The sequence below is a fragment of the Paenibacillus sp. FSL L8-0436 genome (assembly GCF_038593025.1).
Taxonomy (GTDB): Bacteria; Bacillota; Bacilli; order Paenibacillales; family Paenibacillaceae; genus Paenibacillus_AQ.
In genome coordinates, this window is sequence record NZ_CP151955.1 from 3,762,792 (window position 1) to 3,778,983 (window position 16,192).

17 protein-coding genes and 1 pseudogene are annotated in these 16,192 nt (G+C 45.3%); 14 read left to right on the forward strand and 4 right to left on the reverse strand.

The genetic code is table 11. The features are described from left to right. The first annotated feature begins 22 nt into the window (after window positions 1-22). Window positions 23-367: a YojF family protein gene (locus NSS79_RS17265; protein WP_038592037.1), complete on the forward strand. Its 345-nt coding sequence runs from the start codon at window positions 23-25 to the stop codon at window positions 365-367. 23 nt (window positions 368-390) lie between these two features. Then, the gene (bshB2, locus tag NSS79_RS17270; protein ID WP_342435429.1) at window positions 391-1,074 is read left to right on the forward strand and encodes a bacillithiol biosynthesis deacetylase BshB2; all 684 of its coding nucleotides are present in this window, start codon (window positions 391-393) and stop codon (window positions 1,072-1,074) included. Between the two features lie 52 nt (window positions 1,075-1,126). Here the strand turns inward: bshB2 and NSS79_RS17275 are convergent, their stop codons facing one another. Together NSS79_RS17275 and NSS79_RS17280 are read right to left on the reverse strand one after the other, a co-directional pair. Then, a complete protein-coding gene (locus NSS79_RS17275) occupies window positions 1,127-1,765 on the reverse strand; it encodes a TetR/AcrR family transcriptional regulator (RefSeq protein ID WP_342435430.1) in 639 nt (212 codons plus the stop codon). After that, a pseudogene (locus tag NSS79_RS17280) lies at window positions 1,758-2,366 on the reverse strand (MFS transporter); the annotation flags it as partial. The gene NSS79_RS17275 and the pseudogene NSS79_RS17280, both read right to left, overlap by 8 nt. Window positions 2,367-2,644: 278 nt before the next feature. Here NSS79_RS17280 and NSS79_RS17285 point away from each other — a divergent pair. Beyond that, the gene (locus NSS79_RS17285; protein ID WP_342435431.1) at window positions 2,645-3,997 is read left to right on the forward strand and encodes a sodium-dependent transporter; all 1,353 of its coding nucleotides are present in this window, start codon (window positions 2,645-2,647) and stop codon (window positions 3,995-3,997) included. 79 nt (window positions 3,998-4,076) lie between these two features. Here the strand turns inward: NSS79_RS17285 and NSS79_RS17290 are convergent, their stop codons facing one another. Beyond that, a complete protein-coding gene (locus tag NSS79_RS17290) occupies window positions 4,077-5,462 on the reverse strand; it encodes an MFS transporter (RefSeq protein WP_342435432.1) in 1,386 nt (461 codons plus the stop codon). Window positions 5,463-5,572: 110 nt separating this feature from the next. On the opposite strand from NSS79_RS17290, the gene NSS79_RS17295 reads away from it, so the two are divergent. The 5 genes from NSS79_RS17295 to NSS79_RS17315 all read left to right on the forward strand — a co-directional run bounded on the left by NSS79_RS17295 (window position 5,573) and on the right by NSS79_RS17315 (window position 9,150). Continuing rightward, window positions 5,573-6,448, forward strand: a complete 876-nt coding sequence (locus tag NSS79_RS17295; protein WP_342435433.1) for a LysR substrate-binding domain-containing protein — start codon at window positions 5,573-5,575, stop codon at window positions 6,446-6,448. 248 nt (window positions 6,449-6,696) lie between these two features. After that, a complete protein-coding gene (locus tag NSS79_RS17300) occupies window positions 6,697-7,467 on the forward strand; it encodes an amino acid ABC transporter substrate-binding protein (protein WP_342435434.1) in 771 nt (256 codons plus the stop codon). A gap of 29 nt (window positions 7,468-7,496) precedes the next feature. After that, the gene (locus tag NSS79_RS17305) at window positions 7,497-8,156 is read left to right on the forward strand and encodes an amino acid ABC transporter permease (RefSeq protein ID WP_038592058.1); all 660 of its coding nucleotides are present in this window, start codon (window positions 7,497-7,499) and stop codon (window positions 8,154-8,156) included. 12 nt (window positions 8,157-8,168) lie between these two features. Then, window positions 8,169-8,915 (forward strand): amino acid ABC transporter ATP-binding protein, encoded by a 747-nt coding sequence (locus tag NSS79_RS17310; RefSeq protein ID WP_081965835.1) that lies wholly within the window; start codon window positions 8,169-8,171, stop codon window positions 8,913-8,915. A gap of 106 nt (window positions 8,916-9,021) precedes the next feature. Then, the gene (locus tag NSS79_RS17315; protein WP_231578275.1) at window positions 9,022-9,150 is read left to right on the forward strand and encodes a DUF6254 family protein; all 129 of its coding nucleotides are present in this window, start codon (window positions 9,022-9,024) and stop codon (window positions 9,148-9,150) included. Between the two features lie 98 nt (window positions 9,151-9,248). Here the strand turns inward: NSS79_RS17315 and NSS79_RS17320 are convergent, their stop codons facing one another. After that, on the reverse strand, window positions 9,249-9,590 hold the full coding sequence (locus NSS79_RS17320) for a nitrous oxide-stimulated promoter family protein (protein ID WP_342435435.1): 342 nt from the start codon (window positions 9,588-9,590) through the stop codon (window positions 9,249-9,251). A gap of 154 nt (window positions 9,591-9,744) precedes the next feature. Between NSS79_RS17320 and NSS79_RS17325 the strand changes: the two genes are divergently transcribed. The 6 genes from NSS79_RS17325 to NSS79_RS17350 all read left to right on the forward strand — a co-directional run bounded on the left by NSS79_RS17325 (window position 9,745) and on the right by NSS79_RS17350 (window position 16,150). Further along, on the forward strand, window positions 9,745-10,095 hold the full coding sequence (locus tag NSS79_RS17325; RefSeq protein WP_342435436.1) for a hypothetical protein: 351 nt from the start codon (window positions 9,745-9,747) through the stop codon (window positions 10,093-10,095). 63 nt (window positions 10,096-10,158) lie between these two features. Then, complete coding sequence (locus tag NSS79_RS17330; RefSeq protein ID WP_342435437.1) at window positions 10,159-11,130, forward strand: alpha/beta hydrolase; 972 nt, start codon at window positions 10,159-10,161, stop codon at window positions 11,128-11,130. A gap of 290 nt (window positions 11,131-11,420) precedes the next feature. Continuing rightward, the gene (locus tag NSS79_RS17335) at window positions 11,421-12,401 is read left to right on the forward strand and encodes a LacI family DNA-binding transcriptional regulator (protein ID WP_342435438.1); all 981 of its coding nucleotides are present in this window, start codon (window positions 11,421-11,423) and stop codon (window positions 12,399-12,401) included. A gap of 120 nt (window positions 12,402-12,521) precedes the next feature. After that, a complete protein-coding gene (locus tag NSS79_RS17340) occupies window positions 12,522-13,424 on the forward strand; it encodes an ABC transporter permease subunit (RefSeq protein WP_342440392.1) in 903 nt (300 codons plus the stop codon). A gap of 16 nt (window positions 13,425-13,440) precedes the next feature. Further along, window positions 13,441-14,334: a carbohydrate ABC transporter permease gene (locus tag NSS79_RS17345; RefSeq protein WP_342435439.1), complete on the forward strand. Its 894-nt coding sequence runs from the start codon at window positions 13,441-13,443 to the stop codon at window positions 14,332-14,334. A gap of 70 nt (window positions 14,335-14,404) precedes the next feature. Beyond that, on the forward strand, window positions 14,405-16,150 hold the full coding sequence (locus NSS79_RS17350) for an ABC transporter substrate-binding protein (RefSeq protein WP_342435440.1): 1,746 nt from the start codon (window positions 14,405-14,407) through the stop codon (window positions 16,148-16,150). The last annotated feature ends 42 nt before the right edge of the window (window positions 16,151-16,192 follow it).

Consider the following 16,192-nt stretch of genomic DNA (forward strand, 5'->3'; position numbering starts at 1 on the left):
AACACCAATCAAGGAGGCCATTATGCTGCCGATACATCCTCAAGACATCCAAACTGTAATCGACCGCCTCACCGGTCAGGAACTTTACCTGCACCTTGAACTCACCACAGGCGCCTACGCCAGTCATTTGGACAGCAGCCGGCCAACGGCTTCGGCGTTCATCACCAACGCGGCCGTCTCATATACGCATGGCTCCATCTCCGGTACAGGTCCTTACCGGGTCGGATTAAAGACAGCAAACGGCTGGATCTATGCAGAGGGCCTTACGCATGTTGATGAGAATGAGCATGAACGCCTAATCATGGCTGGGCACGACAGTCAAGGAAAGCTAATTGTGTCATTGCAATTAAGCCGGGAAAAGTTCTAATGAAAGCGGAGGATCAAGCAGCCATGAATACTAAACAAGCCAAACATGAGCGCATCTTAGTGATATTTCCCCATCCCGATGACGAAGCATTCGTTGCATCAGGGACATTGGCTATGTACATAGAAGGCGGCGCTCAAGTCACCTATGCTTGTCTGACACTAGGGGAGATGGGCCGAAATATGGGCATCCCGCCGTTCGCGAGCCGTGTCAGCTTGCCAGCAATCCGCAAGGAGGAACTGACAGCGTCTTGCCATGCGATTGGCATTCAAGACTTAAGGATGCTCGGCTTCCATGATAAGATGATTGAGTTCGAAGACCAGCAGCTGCTGGACTCCCGCATCCTGTCACTGCTCCAGGAATTGACCCCGTCGCTGGTCATCACCTTCTATCCAGGGTACAGTGTGCATCCCGATCATGATGCCACCGGGGCCGCCGTCATCCGAACCATCAGCCGGCTCCCCGCGGCAGAACGGCCGCTTGTGTACTGCAGCGCCTTCGCCAGCAATCACGAGAGGGTAATCGGGAAAGCAGATGTGACCGTAGACGTAACATCATTCCTTGTTAAGAAAATGGCCTCGATTACGGCGCACCGTTCACAATTCCAAGCGGCGGAACTTGTCGGCAACCGGGAGCTGAGTGAGGAAGAAATCCGCGACCGGTTCGGCACAGAGCAGTTCTGGACCTACCGGTTCGATTCATCTCTATGATATAGAAACAGGTTTATGGACAAATCCCCCTGCCTAAAGGCAGGGGGATTTGTTAAATTCCACTTAAATGCTGAACCAACATTCCAACAAACCGCTTAGCCATTTGTTTATCCTGAAGTTCGCTGTTCCAACCGCCCTTGGGAACCAAGCTCATTTTCTGAAGTAAACCCATCATAGACATGAAGATAAAATGAGCGGTTTTCAAGGGCTCAGTATCTGACTTTAACGATCCATCTTTAAACCCAATGTCCAGAGCATCCAATAGGAAATGGCGTTCTTTTTCCCGGTTCACAAAATTATTGTACTGCTCTTTGAGCTCATCACTTGAGTCGTAGGCTTCATAATGCAGGTCGAAGAGAAGAATAAACTTGATGTACTCTGGATGTTGCGAAGCATAATCAATCCAAGCCTCCAGCATCGAAGTAAGCATTTGTTTACCATTCATTTCGGCTGAAGCTGCTCTTCCGACAAATTGGGTCATACTCTGGAGAATTTCCATCTGGATCTCAAAGATCAGTTCATCCATAGATTGAAAATGCTTATAGAATGTAACCCGGCTTACACCGGCCACGAGGCATACATCTTTAATATTAACTTTGAGAAAGCTTTGCTTCATAAAAAGTTCCTTAGCCGCAGCAATTAGTTCTTCCCGGTTTTTGTTTCTCAAATTCTGATGCCAGTTCTCAGTCATAGGCAGCAATCCGTTCTTTATCATTTTTTGGCTTTCGCAAGGTTAAGAAAAGAGCAGATGTAAGGATAAGTGCACCAAAAATATAGGGTATATTCATGTGTTTGTCAAACAATTGCCCCGCTAAAATCGGCCCAAGTATATTTCCTATGCTGGTATACGTTGTATTTAATCCGGCAGCATATCCTTGCCGATCACCAGCTGAGTTGGCAATCAGCGTACTTACCGTTGGTCTTAAGAATGCATTAAAGGCAAAAATGATGGCAGATACTACGATCAGATAACCTAAATTAAACTTGATGATCATCAAGAGCAAACTTATTGCCGTGATCACCAAAGATAGACGTATAAGTTTCATCTCGCCTAGCCGCTTAATAAGATAATCAAGCAGCCAGATCTGCACAATGATGCCTATAACTGCACCTACCGTAATGATAATTGAGATTTTAGCGGCATCAAAACCATACTTTTGTTCGACAAATAAGGCATACACCGTTTCATAATTCATCAAACCAAATGTCATGATTAGAATGAGTAGGAGATAGCGGAAATACGAAGTCCGGAATGAATTTAGGATCAGGTTGCGAAGGGGCTCCCGGCGTACCCGTTTACCATCCAATACCTATGCTGAATCTGTTTATCGCTTTATTGGGACAAGGTATGGTCATCCCCATTCTTCCTGAATGCCCTCCTGCGAATGGTTTACACTAAGTAAAGAATAACACAATGTAAATCATTCTAATTGAAAGAGAGAACATTGTAAATAATAAATACAATTCTTTTAACTTGAATGAATAGTTGAGAAATTAGAAATTACCATATGACTCCGAGGGGTACTTAAGCTATAATGAGTTCTAAAAAAAGAAAATGGGGCGTTATGAAATGAATCAGTATAAAGGTGAAAAAAGCCTGCTCTCGGAGAAAAAGGAACGTTTCTCCTCCAGCGGCTTTATTTTGGCGGCCATCGGCAGCTCGGTGGGTCTGGGAAATATGTGGAAATTTCCTTATATTACAGGAGAAAATGGCGGAGCGGCTTTCTTCCTGCTCTTCATCGTCTGTCTGGTGCTGATCGGCTTGCCTGTGCTATTGGCCGAACTCGCCATCGGACGCAGCGGCCGCGGAAGCGCGGCAACGTCGTTCATCCGTGCCGGAGGCGGGAAAGGGTGGAAGGCAGCTGGAATACTGCAAGTGATTGCGCCTTTTCTAATTCTCTCCTTTTATATCATTGTTGCAGGTTGGACGCTGCACTATGCAATGATTGCTTTCAATGGACAACTGTTCAGCACGACTGATTATGCAGGTGAATTTGGCTCATTTATCTCAGGGTACTTGCCGATTGTCTGGCAGGGTGTAGCCATCCTGATTACTGCGGGAGTAGTTATCCTGGGGGTATCGGGCGGAATAGAGAAATTCAATAAAGTATTGATTCCCGGCCTGATTGTACTCCTTATCGTATTGATGATTCGTGCATTGACCTTGCCGGGTGCAGATAAAGGGGTTTCCTTCTTCCTCAAACCGGACTTTTCGGTACTGACGGCAGAATCCGCGCTGGTCGCCTTGGGACATGCCTTCTTCTCGTTGTCGCTCGGAATGGGGATTCTTTTGACTTACGGTTCATATGTGGATAAAAATCAGTCGCTGGGCACCGCTACACTTGCGATAGGAGCCGGAGATTTGATCTATGCGTTTATCGCCGGATTGATTATTTTCCCGACTACATTCTCGTTCGGCATTGCTCCTGACCAAGGACCTTCGCTGATTTTCATCGCTCTGCCGGCGGCTTTCTCAGCTATGCCGTTAGGTTCGTTCTTCGGTGGTCTGTTCTTCATCCTGCTGGCGATTGCCGCCTTGACCTCAGCTGTATCCCTGCTTGAAGTGCCCGTATCCTTCGCGATGGAGCGCTGGAACTGGAGCCGTCAACGTTCGGTTTGGGTATTGTCTCTGGTGTGTTTTCTGCTCGGTATTCCTTCAGCAATGTCGCTGGGAATGTTCCCTGAACTTACGTTTGGCGGCAAAGCCCTGTTCGACTGGATGGATTTCATTACCTCCAACATTATGCTGCCGCTTGGCGGTCTGCTGATCACCATTTTTGCCGGTTATTTCTGGAAGGGGGCAGCAGAAGCGGCTGGACTACAAGCGCGCTGGTTCCGCATCTGGTTGTTCATGCTCCGGTATATTGCGCCTATTCTGGTATTCCTGGTGTTGCTGCATACCTCGGGAATCCTTAAATTCTAATTCAACAACCTCATTGCAGAATGAACAAAAGAACTCTACAACCCATGTGGTTGTAGAGTTTCTTTGTTTAGAGCATCACCTAAGATTCTTCCAGTTGTCGCAAGTTCCTGTGCCGCCAACTCATGAATACCAGAGACAATGCAATGACTGAGAGGATCACACCAAGCAGTCGAAATCCCCCAGCGCTGAACTTACCTCCCATTATGATGCCCAGCAATAAGGAAGAGAGAATAGTTCCCAGATATCTTGATGTCATAAATACGCCGGATGCTACACCTATCATTTCTTTTGGCGAGCTTTTGAACAGAGCCACTTGCATACCGACATTATTTAACCCGTTCCCAATACCGAATGCAGCCAACGACACGCATACACTGATAACCGGTGAAGTTGGATTCATGGTCACCATCCATACCGATCCTAGTGTCATTAGTATTCCGGATGTCAGCAATGCGGGCCCTGGTCCTGATTTATCTATCCATCGCCCGGCTAGTGGAGAAACAATGAGCGAGCATAAGCCTAAGCTTAGCATCAGAATCCCTGTATGGGATTCGCTGACATGACGTACCATTTGCAAGTAGGACGGAAGCCCGAAAAAGAGTGAGTAATATAGTACGTTAACAAGCATGAATTCGAGATTAACCCAAGTCATTTCAGGATATTTGGCGAATGTGCGTAAAGGAATAAAGGGTGAGGCCGCTTTTAACTCATGGCGTACGAAAGCCACCAGTGCAAAAAGGCCAATCAGTCCGATAATGACAGGACCCAACGAGACATGGCCAGATGATTTTGCTGACAGTAATCCCACCAGCAAGGCGACCAGACCCACGATAAAGAGCAGAATCCCTGTCGCATCAATCAAATCACACCATTTACGGAACGACATCTGGGATGAAACGGATGTTGGCGGTTCGTCCTTAGGAATCATCCTCCAAGCTAACACAAAGCTCGTAACCACGAACGGAATATTAACGAGAAAAATCGCAGACCAATCCCACCATTGAATCAAAACTCCACCGATAAAGGGACCGATAGCGGCCGCACCGGATAGGAAAATGGACATCACGGACAGCGCAGCCGCCTGTTTCTCAGTAATATGAATTCGTACAATGGCCATTCCAACTGCAACCATCATGCTTGTTCCGATGGATTGCACAATGCGGAATACAATGAGCCACCCAAAGGTGGGGGATAGCGGAGCTAATAATGATGCAACGAAGGCTACAACAAGACCGGTTAGAAAGATCTTTCTGCGCCCGAATAGATCACTGGCCTTCCCCATGACAGGTTGAGCGATAGCACTCGCAATATAGAATGAGAAAATGATCCAGGATACCTCTGTAAAATCAAGCTGATACACCTTTTGCAGCCTTGCTATAGCCACGGAAATCATCGAAGAATTTAATGGGTTCAATAGGATCCCCAGACCCACGGAGATCATCAGCCACCTGCTGCGAGCATTCATTTTTGGTCCTCCCCAAGTGTATTGATATTATCGTACTTGAGATTGATTATTTATTCCAACGCCTTTTATGTTATTATTTCATAGACTGGAAGGAATGAGAGGGGGATGAAATGGAACTTCTTCAACTGCAGTATTTTCTCGTAGTAGCCCGGCTGGAGCATGTGACCGAAGCAGCGCGGACCCTGCACGTTACCCAATCCTCATTAAGCAAAACGATTCAACGTCTGGAAGAAGATCTGGGAGTCCCGTTATTCGACCGGATAGGAAGGAAGCTACGCTTGAATGAGTTCGGAAGCCAATTCCTCCGCAGGGCAGAAAGGGCTTTGTTTGAACTGGAACAGGGAAAGCAGGAGCTGCGTGATTTATCCTCCCCGGAACAAGGCACACTTGAACTTGCGGTGACTGCCGCGAGCACGTTGCCAAATATCCTTCGGGAGTTTCGAAAAAAGCGGCCAAATGTCCAATTTCATGTGCAAATGCTGACTACGCATGAAATGGTTAAGCTTCTTCACAGCGGAGAAGTCGATTTCTGCTTGTCCTCACCTGCCATAGAGGAGGAGGATATTGAATGCCAAATAGTCTTCATTGACCCCATTCTTGTAGCGGTTCCCAAAGGCCATCGCCTGGCAGACCGAAGCAGCATTTCCCTGACAGAATTAAGGGATGAAGAGTTTATCGGTGTAAAGAGAGGTTATGGTACCCGCGATTTAGTGGACAATGTATGTAAATCTGTTGGCTTTGAACCTAGATATGTGTATGAGGGGGATGAACCAGCAAGGCTAAGTGCCCTTGTGGAGGCAGAAATCGGCATCGCTTTTATACCAAGCACGGCAAGGAATTCTAGGGAACAGATTCACTATCTCCAAGTTGAAAATCATGACTTGGCGCGTGAGATCGCATTATTGTGGCACAAAAGCCGCTACATTTCGCCGGCTGCTCTGGAATTCCGTGAGGTCGTTGTAAACTATTTTAAGCCATTGACCTGAACATACAGGCGATGGCTTTTTTTAAAATATAAAAATTTATATGCTTCAGGGTATAAATTATCCTTCTATTTCTCGCTGAAACGGATACCGCCCTTTAGAGGACGGTATCCGTTTCACTCGTTTGACACAGAAGTGTTTCTCTTCTCTATCGACGCCGCTCAGATGATATGTTATCATGATAAACTGATAACGTGTTAATGAGCTAAAGCGCAGCATACAGTGTGTCATTTACTAGGGGGATTAGAGAGATGAAGAGAAAAGGATTATTGATTTTATTCGTAGCTATGGCAATTGCAGTGATCGCAGGCTGCTCCGGTTCAAAAGGTGATGACGGCAAACTGGTGATCGGTATAGATGATAAGTTTGCTCCGATGGGCTTCAGAGATGACAACAATGAAATTGTCGGTTTTGATATTGACTATGCGAAAGCAGCAGCCGAGAAAATGGGCAAAGAGATCACCTTCCAGCCCATTGACTGGTCGGCTAAGGAATCGGAACTGAACAGCGGACGCATTGATATGATATGGAACGGGTACACCATAACAGACGAGCGTAAAGAGAAGGTGTTGTTTACCAAGCCTTATCTGGAGAACAGCCAGGTTGTAGTCGTGCTGGCGGATTCGGCGCTGTCGAAGCTGAATGATCTGGCCGGAAAAGAAGTCGGACTGCAAAGTCTTTCGTCGGCTGCCGATGCCTTGAATGCCAGTCCAATCAAAGCAGAGATTGACAAGGTATCCGAATTTCCGGACAATGTGCTTGCCCTGACGGACCTGAAGTCGAAACGCCTGGATGGAGTGGTTATTGACGAAGTGGTGGCAAGATATTACATGTCTAAGGAGACCGGTACTTATAAGCTTCTGGATGAATCACTGGCTCCTGAGCAATATGGTATCGGGATTAAGAAAGGCAATGAAACACTGCTTACTGAGCTGCAGAAGGCTCTGGATGAACTAAGCAGTGATGGAACGGCTGCCGAAATTTCAACGAAGTGGTTTGGCGAGAACAAAGTACTGAACTAGATTGTTTCCTTTAGGAGTCGGTTGAAGATATGAATATAGATTACATTATAAAAATTGCCGGGCCGATGCTTGAAGGTGCACGGACGACCGCCTTGCTGTTTCTGATTGTCATCGTGCTGTCCATTCCGCTAGGGATGCTGGTCACACTGATGGCCAAGAGCTCAATTAAACCGCTAGCTTGGCTTGCGCACACTTATATTTACGTCATGCGCGGAACTCCGCTACTGCTGCAGCTGTTATTCTTCTGCTTCGGCTTGCCGCAGATTCCGGTCATTGGGGAATATCTGGTCATGGACCGCTTCGTTGCGGCCAGTCTTGGCTTCATCCTTAATTATGGTGCTTATTTTGCCGAAATCTTCCGTGGCGGGATGCTCTCGATTGATAAAGGACAACATGAGGCGGCTAAGGTTCTCGGGCTCAGCAAATGGCAGACCCTGCGCAAGGTAATTCTTGCCCAGATGTTCCGGGTTGCATTGCCTGCGGTAGCCAATGAATCCATTACTCTGGTCAAGGACACTGCGTTGCTCTATGCCGTAGCTGTACCAGAGCTGCTGAATTACGCGAAGACGGCGGTGAACCGCGATTTTACGGTGACCCCATTTGTAGTTGCCGGCGTTATTTATTTGCTGATGACATTAATACTAACGCTGTTCTTCAAGGCACTGGAGAAACGTTTCAAATTTGAGTAGAAGGGCTGTCCAATTATGAGTAGTATGATTGAAGTTAAGCAATTGCAGAAATCTTTCGGCAGCCTCGATGTGCTGAAGAAGATTACCTTTGATGTGAAACCGGGAGAAGTCGTGGCAGTGATCGGTCCTTCCGGTTCCGGAAAAAGTACGATGCTGCGCAGTCTTGTTCATCTGGAGGAGGTTACCGGCGGAAGTATCCTTATCCATGGCAAACCGTTGGTAGAGAACGGCAAATACGCCAGCAATGCAGATATAAGGGAGATTACCGCGACCATGGGCATGGTGTTTCAGCACTTTAATCTGTTCCCTCACCTTAGCGTACGGGGGAATCTGGAGCTTGCTCCACGAACGCTGAAGCGGGAGGGCACTCAGGATATTGCCGCCAAAAGTAAGGAATTACTCTCCAAAGTGGGTCTTGCCGATAAAGCGGAGGTGTACCCTTCCATGTTGTCAGGTGGACAGAAGCAGCGGGTAGCTATCGCCAGAGCGCTGATGCTGAACCCGGACATCCTGTTGTTTGACGAGCCGACCTCGGCACTTGATCCCGAGCTGACCGGTGAGGTGCTGCGTGTCATCCGCCAGCTTGCGGACGAGAACATGACGATGATTATCGTCACGCATGAGATGAACTTTGCCCGCGATGTGGCGGACCGAGTATTCTTCATGGATAACGGGGAAATTGCCGAATCGGGAACACCGGAGCAGATCTTTGGCAGCCCGCAGCTGGAGCGGACCCGGACGTTTTTGAATCAGGATTAGCAAGAGTATCAAATATGAAAACAAACTTGCACGTATGAATAAACGCAATATACAGCATCCTATTACTGTAGTATACATGATGCATTTCCAGAGGAGGCTACCCGAGATGAGCCAGCAGAAGCAAAGAAAAGAAGCTGGGTGGAAATCCCGAAAGCAGGACCAGCACCCCCATGGTAAAATCAAGTCGCTGAAAGAGCTTTCCAGCGAGTATGATGCGGAACATACTACGTCGTAACCTGGCACAAGGCGGTAGGTTGCCGATTCCCTTCGGCAGCCTATTCGGACCGCCCGCTGATCTGGAACATTTGTCAGAATACATAGTTCCAGACTGGGTTATTTTCTTCCTTTGCCTGGGATTGGAATATGCCTAATGGACTCAATGGGGTGGTATAGCAGCATCCATGGACCTGAGTAACGCATTACATCCTTAATTCTTTGACGGTAATCCTGTTTGTAACAATGGATTGGGCATTTTGCGCAAGCCGTTTTCTCCTCACCGAATCGACAGAGCGATAGTCTGTTCCTCGCATATACATTTAACTCCTGACATTCGTCGCAGAAGGCTGTTTGATGATGTTTTTTCCTGCAATAGATACGAATCATTTTTGATACCAATTCTTGTTCTCTTCGAATTCTAGGCCCCTCATTTAATTGCTTTTTCACTTCTCTTGTCATGTGCGAAAAGTTCCTTTCAGTGTTATAAGAATACATTAACTCTATTTAGTAAAGAAAATGGGTATTACTCTTTACATTTTCAAGGCATTTTGCGAAGGCCAACATGCATTTGTCCTACTCAGGACAGGTGCTCAAGCAGGAAGTTAGAGAGAACGTGAGTGGCTATGGAAAAAACAGGCTAAAGGTATATGATCATTACGGCATCAAACGAACGGACACCAAACCGGCTCCCGCGGAGGAGTTCAAGGTGAAACTTCAAGGGACCAAGGCTACATTAACCTGGAAAACGCCTTTCACCAGCAAGGAACAGGTAAGGGGATTCCGTATTTATGAAAAGGATGATAAAATCAGCAAGTATTGGAGCCTTTATGTGCCGGTAAAGCCGGGAACGACGCAATATAGCACCGTTATCGAGCATTTAAATCCAGAGCTCCAATTGCATTTATTTTGTTTGTTCATACTCCGTTCATATTGCCGTTACAGGGAGTACATGTTTGTCATGTAAACTTTGCAATAACGGCCCGCTTAAGGCAGTCCAATACACAGATAAGGACAGGAGAAGATGAGTATGAAACGACAAGAAGAGGGTACAAAAAAAAGGATGCGCAAACCACTTCGCATAATCCTTAAATCTATAGGAGCTTTAGCAGGATTAATGGTACTTTTTCTAGCCATTGTTTTTATTGTTAATCTGGTTTGCAACAAGGTGGAGCAAGGTAAAATAGAACCCTATGGCCAGTTAGTATCTGTAGACGGAAAACATATGAATGTGCTGATCCAAGGGGAAGGCAAAGAAACAGTCGTGCTCCTGCCGGGTTTTGGAACAGCATCTCCAGCACTTGATTTTAAGATGCTGGTAGATGAACTATCTCCGTTCTACAAAGTTGTCGTGGTTGAGCCTTTCGGCTATGGATTAAGTGATGAAACCGATAAGGAGCGGACTGCAGACAATATGGTAACTGAAGTTCATGAAGCTTTGCAGCAGCTCAATATTGACCGGTTCACGCTAATGGGCCATTCCATTGCAGGTATTTACGGATTGAATTATGTTAACAAATATCCAAACGAAGTAAATGCATTTATCGGAATCGACAGCAGTGTGCCAACCCAAGGCGGAATGGATGCTGGATTCCCATTAAAAACGTTTAAATTCCTCAATAAATCAGGTCTCTTAAGATTGATCAAAAAAGTAGGGGAGGACCCCTATGCTTCGTTAGCATTTGATGCCCACACCGTAGAGCAATCGAAAATGATTGCTAATAAAAATAATAATAATGACACTACTTTAAATGAAATGAAGAATATTTCTTCTAATTTTAAAGCGGCTCAACAGTTGAAATTCCCAAAAAATCTTCCCGTTCTATTGTTTATCCAAGCGGATAATAAATCTGTTGAAGGCTGGATACCACTGCATGAAGCGCAGGCCAAAGACTCTGTACGTGGAAAAGTCATAAAACTTGAAGCAGATCATTATTTGCACCACACCAAATCCAAAGAAATCGTTGAAGACTTCAGGGAGTTCATGAAGCAAGCAAGCTGAGACAAGCAGAGGAGCGGACATTTAGCGTAACTGCAAAAAGAGATCACAAATAATAGCGGTCTTTAGCAAAACTTCCCGTCGCCAGACGGGAAGTTTTTTAATTTGCCCATCAGTTAACCTAGGTAATCCCGATAAAACTTCCTGGGCAAATAAGCAAATAATTGGTGCATATAAAAAAATAAAATATCCTATTGAAACGTTTCCAAAATGGTGATAGAATAAATTCAACAAGTGAATGAAACGTTTCATTCAGTAAATGAAACGTTTCCAAATAGAAAGGCAGGTGCAACATGGCTAGTATTAAGGAGGTTGCTGATATTGCCGGCGTTGCAGTTGGGACCGTTTCCAGAGTCATTAACAACCACCCTTCAGTCAAACAGGAGACCCGCGAGAAGGTACTAGCTGCGATCAAAGAAATAAATTATGTACCGAATGAGGTGGCAAGAAATTTCAAGATGCAGAAGTCTATGATGATTGCACTTTTGCTTCCTACAATAAGGCATCCCTTCTTTTCCGAGCTTACCTACTATATTGAAGATGAATTGGATCATCATGACTACAAATTGATTCTGTGCAACAGCAAGGGCAAGCCCGAAAAAGAACTATATTATTTTGATATCCTGAACCAGAATAAGGTCGCAGGGATCATAGCTATTACTTACAACGATATCGAACATAGTGTTGTGAAAGACATCCCGCTGGTTTCAATAGACCGCCATTTCAAAGATGAGATTTCCTGCGTTACCTCGGATAACTATAACGGCGGGCGTATCGCGTTACAAGAGTTGCAAAAGGCAGGGGTACGGCATCCGGCCTACCTAGGTTATATCGCGACGTCGATCCAGGGCGAAGTGGACTTGAGAAAAGTCGGTTTTATGGATGCTGCCAAGGAGTTGGGACTGCCCCAAGCCGATTATGAAATACCTGATCTCGATGAGGATTTATTGAACCCCCATCTTGATCAGATCTTAACAGCTGCACAGTATAAAGAAGTTGACGGGGTGTTTGTGAATGGTGACATGCTGGCAGCTCGATATATTAAGCGGGCACGAGAACACGGAATCCAGGTTCCGGAAGACGTGAAGGTAGTAGGTTATGACGGAATTCAGAAAGATGATTTGTTTTATCCTTTCTTATCCACCATTGTACAACCTGTTGAAGAAATGGCCCGGACGGCAGTACGTCTACTAATCCAAAAAGTAGAGGGCGTGGAGCTTCATAAAGATCTCTACCGCCTACCGGTAACATTCAGACAAGGCGGGACCACTTAAGGTTATAACATTCGCTATAGAACTTTGTTCTTATAGCGGATGTAACAATATATGTAAGTGCTTTATATGTTAAATATGCATAAAGGAGGAAACTTAGTGGTGGGGTCTAAACTGAAAAATATGCCATTAAGGCTAAAGAAAAATTCAGAAATCAAGCATTATTGGTTCATGCTCATTCCGGCTTTGGTTTGGTTGATCATGTTTCAAATCGTTCCTATGTTCGGTGTTGTAATGGCTTTCCAGGATTATAATCCGGGTGCCGGTTTTCTTCATTCCGAATTTGTTGGATTAGAGAATTTTCGGTACATGCTTGAGTTAGACGATGTGCGTCAGGCCTTAATCAATACGCTTATCATAGCACTGGGGAAAATTTCAGGAAATTTGCTCATTCCTCTCATTTTCGCTCTTATGCTTAATGAACTTCGCCAAAAATACATGGTTAAGTTCGTGCAAACTAGCGTCTATTTGCCGCACTTCTTATCATGGGTTATTTTGTCAGGGATCATGATTCAAATCTTTGGCTTCAACGGCCCGTTCAACCGGGTATTGGAAATGTTCGGATTTGAACCGGTTCAATTTTTCCAACAGGCTGGTTTGTTCAGAGGATTTATTATCGGTTCGGATGTGTGGAAAAACTTCGGCTACAACTCCATCATATATTTAGCTGCCTTAGCGGGCATTGACGGTACTCTCTATGAAGCGGCAGGTATTGATGGGGCAAGCCGCTGGAAAAAATTATGGCATATTACTTTACCGGGAATACGCACAACCGTTGTTCTATTAGCCATTTTGTCACTCGGAAGCGTTCTCGATGCTGGTTTCGACCAAGTGTTCAACTTATATAATCCGCTGGTGTACAGCACGGGTGATATTATTGACACTTATGTTTATCGCGCCGGGTTACAAGATTTGGACTTCAGCTTGGGTACAGCGGTCGGATTATTGAAATCGGTCGTCAGCTTTATTCTTATTGTTAACGGTTACTTGTTAGCCAAGAAGCTTTTAGGGTATCGGATATTCTAATTTAGGAGGGAGAAAGTTGGTAGAGAACAGATCACTGGGGTCGAGGGCTTTCGACATTTTCAATCTAGTATTCCTTTTGTTAATGACACTGCTTTGCCTGGTTCCCATATGGTATTGCTTAATGATCGCTCTGAGTGACAAGGCAGCGGTCCAGGCAGGCAATGTGTTTTTTTATCCTATCGGATTTAACTTGTATTCATTTCAAGTGATTCTGTCCGAAGCTAAGTTTTTTAGAGCGATATTTGTATCGTTCGAACGCGTTATTTTGGGCTCCGCTTTCACGATGCTGGCATTAGTACTTGCTGCCTATCCTTTATCAAAGCCGGGCAAGCTTTTTCCGGGACGCAATCTACTAATGTGGCTATTCGTATTCTGCATGCTCTTTAACGGCGGGTTGATTCCTTGGTTCATTACTCTGAAAACATATAATCTGATCGATAACATCTGGGGATTAGTGTTATGCGGAGGAGTCCCGATATTCAACTTGATCTTGATTATGAACTTCGTTAAGAATTTGCCGGAGGAGCTGGAAGAAGCAGCGAAGATAGACGGGGCTGGTCCTTGGAGATACCTGTTCAGCATATTATTACCTCTCTTAAAACCCGTACTGGCTACCGTTGTTTTGTTTACCATAGTGGGATACTGGAATGACTTCTTCCAAGGCATGGTTCTCTCCACCCGGGAGGAAAGTTATCCGTTACAAACCTATATCCAGCAACTTGTAGTTTCCACTAATCTGCAGCAAATGGCTTCCATGTCCCTTGAGCAAATGAATCGTTTGTCTAAATTGAATAACGACTCGTTGAATGCTGCCAAAATTTTCGTAGCGATGATTCCTGTATTGATTATCTACCCATTCTTACAGAGATATTTCGTGAAAGGCATCACGCTTGGTTCCGTAAAAGGTTAATTTGTAGTCTAAGGATGTTGTCCGAGGAGGAATCCTTGAACATAAAAAACAAAAGGGGAGTTATATGCAGATGAAAAACAAAAAGGTTTATGCTGCAACTTTGTCGTTCGCTTTGCTACTCATGGGGTCACTCACGGCGTGTACTGGAAATGCTGACAATGGCAAGTCTTCTTCGGAAAACAGTTCTAATCCTGCTTCCAACAATAGCGCTGCAGAAGTACCGGCAGATCCGCTTGGAAAACAACCTCAGTTAACCACGCTTACAAGAGGAGTCCCGCTCGATCCGAACCAGAAGTACCCTGACGGTCAAGACGTAGATGACAATGCGTATACGAGAATGCTGAAGACAAAATTCAACATTGAAATTAAAAATGCTTTTACCGCATCCAACTCAGGCACGGATTATCACCAAAAGGTTGATCTTGGGATCGCAACCGGAGAAATTCCGGATTACTTGACCGAGCTGACTTATACAGAATACAAAGCGATCGTTAAAGCAGGCTTGGCAATGGACATTTCCGAAGTCTGGGAAAAATATGCGAGCACGAAAACAAAAGAAGTGTACAAATCTAATCAAGAACTCTTTGATAGCTTAGTAAAAGAAGACGGTAAAATGTATGCCATTCCTTCCTCGAATCCGATGCCGGATTTCCTGTCCGTGATGTGGGTTCGCCAAGATTGGTTGGATAAATTGAAATTGAAAGCGCCTACGAATTTGCAAGAGCTGGAAGCCGTTGCAAAAGCATTCGTTGAGCAAGATCCAGACGGAAACGGAAAGGCAGATTCGGTTGGACTTGCAGGTCCTTCAATTGACGGTAAATTATATCAAGACATGACGAATTCCAACTTCGCTTATCACTTTGATCAAATTTTCGCTACGTTCAATTCCTTCCCAGGCATCTGGGTCAAAGACAGTGAAGGTAAGGCCGTCTATGGATCCATTGTGCCTGAAACTAAAACAGCGCTGCAGAAATTAGCCGATATGTACAAGGCAGGGTTGATTTCACAAGGCATGCTCACTTCGAAGACGGAAGAATTGGTGTCGAACAATAAGGCAGGACTGTTCTTTGGTCCTTGGTGGTTCCCGTTCGGGGATCTTGGAAACAGCTGGAAGAATGACAAAACCGCGAACTGGCAGCCTTATTCACTGGCTTCCGGCAGTGATGGAATCTACTTGGCGAAGGGAGGCAACGCAGCCCGTACCTTCACGGTCATCAGTAAGGATAACAAAAACCCTGAAGCCGTCATCAAAATGCTTAACATTTATAAAGATGGTCTCTACAAACATGTTGATCCGGCAGAGCAAAAGGTACTAGGAGATGCTTCATTCCCGATGTACCAAACCTTCTCTATGGCTGATGGTCCTGCCATGGTCCTGAAAGAGACAACCAATTATCTCGAAGGCAAAAAGACAGCGGATGAGATTCATACGTATTTCCAGGACTTCGATGCTTACACAGATGATGCATTCAGTAAGATCATCGCTTCCAAAACGGAACCTTTTGATAATATGAGTATCTCAGGCTGGGATTTCTCCGGAGCAAAAGCGGACGATTTCGGTACGGTTTGGGCATTTGGCGTAGGCTTGAAGCCGTACGTGGAAGGTAAATTCCAGTTCGTAAACACCTTGACCTATGAGCAAACCAAAACAATGGAAAAACGTTGGTCGAATCTCAGCAAGCTGGAGTATGAAACCTTTTCCAAAATTATCGTAGGCCAAGCTCCAATTAGCGCATTTGATGAATTCGTAAGCAAGTGGAAATCTCAAGGCGGCGATCAAGTCACGAAAGAGATCCAGCAATCGTTAGATAAGTAACACGTTAAGAGAATACTGAACAACAATGAGTTCTGTCAAAAA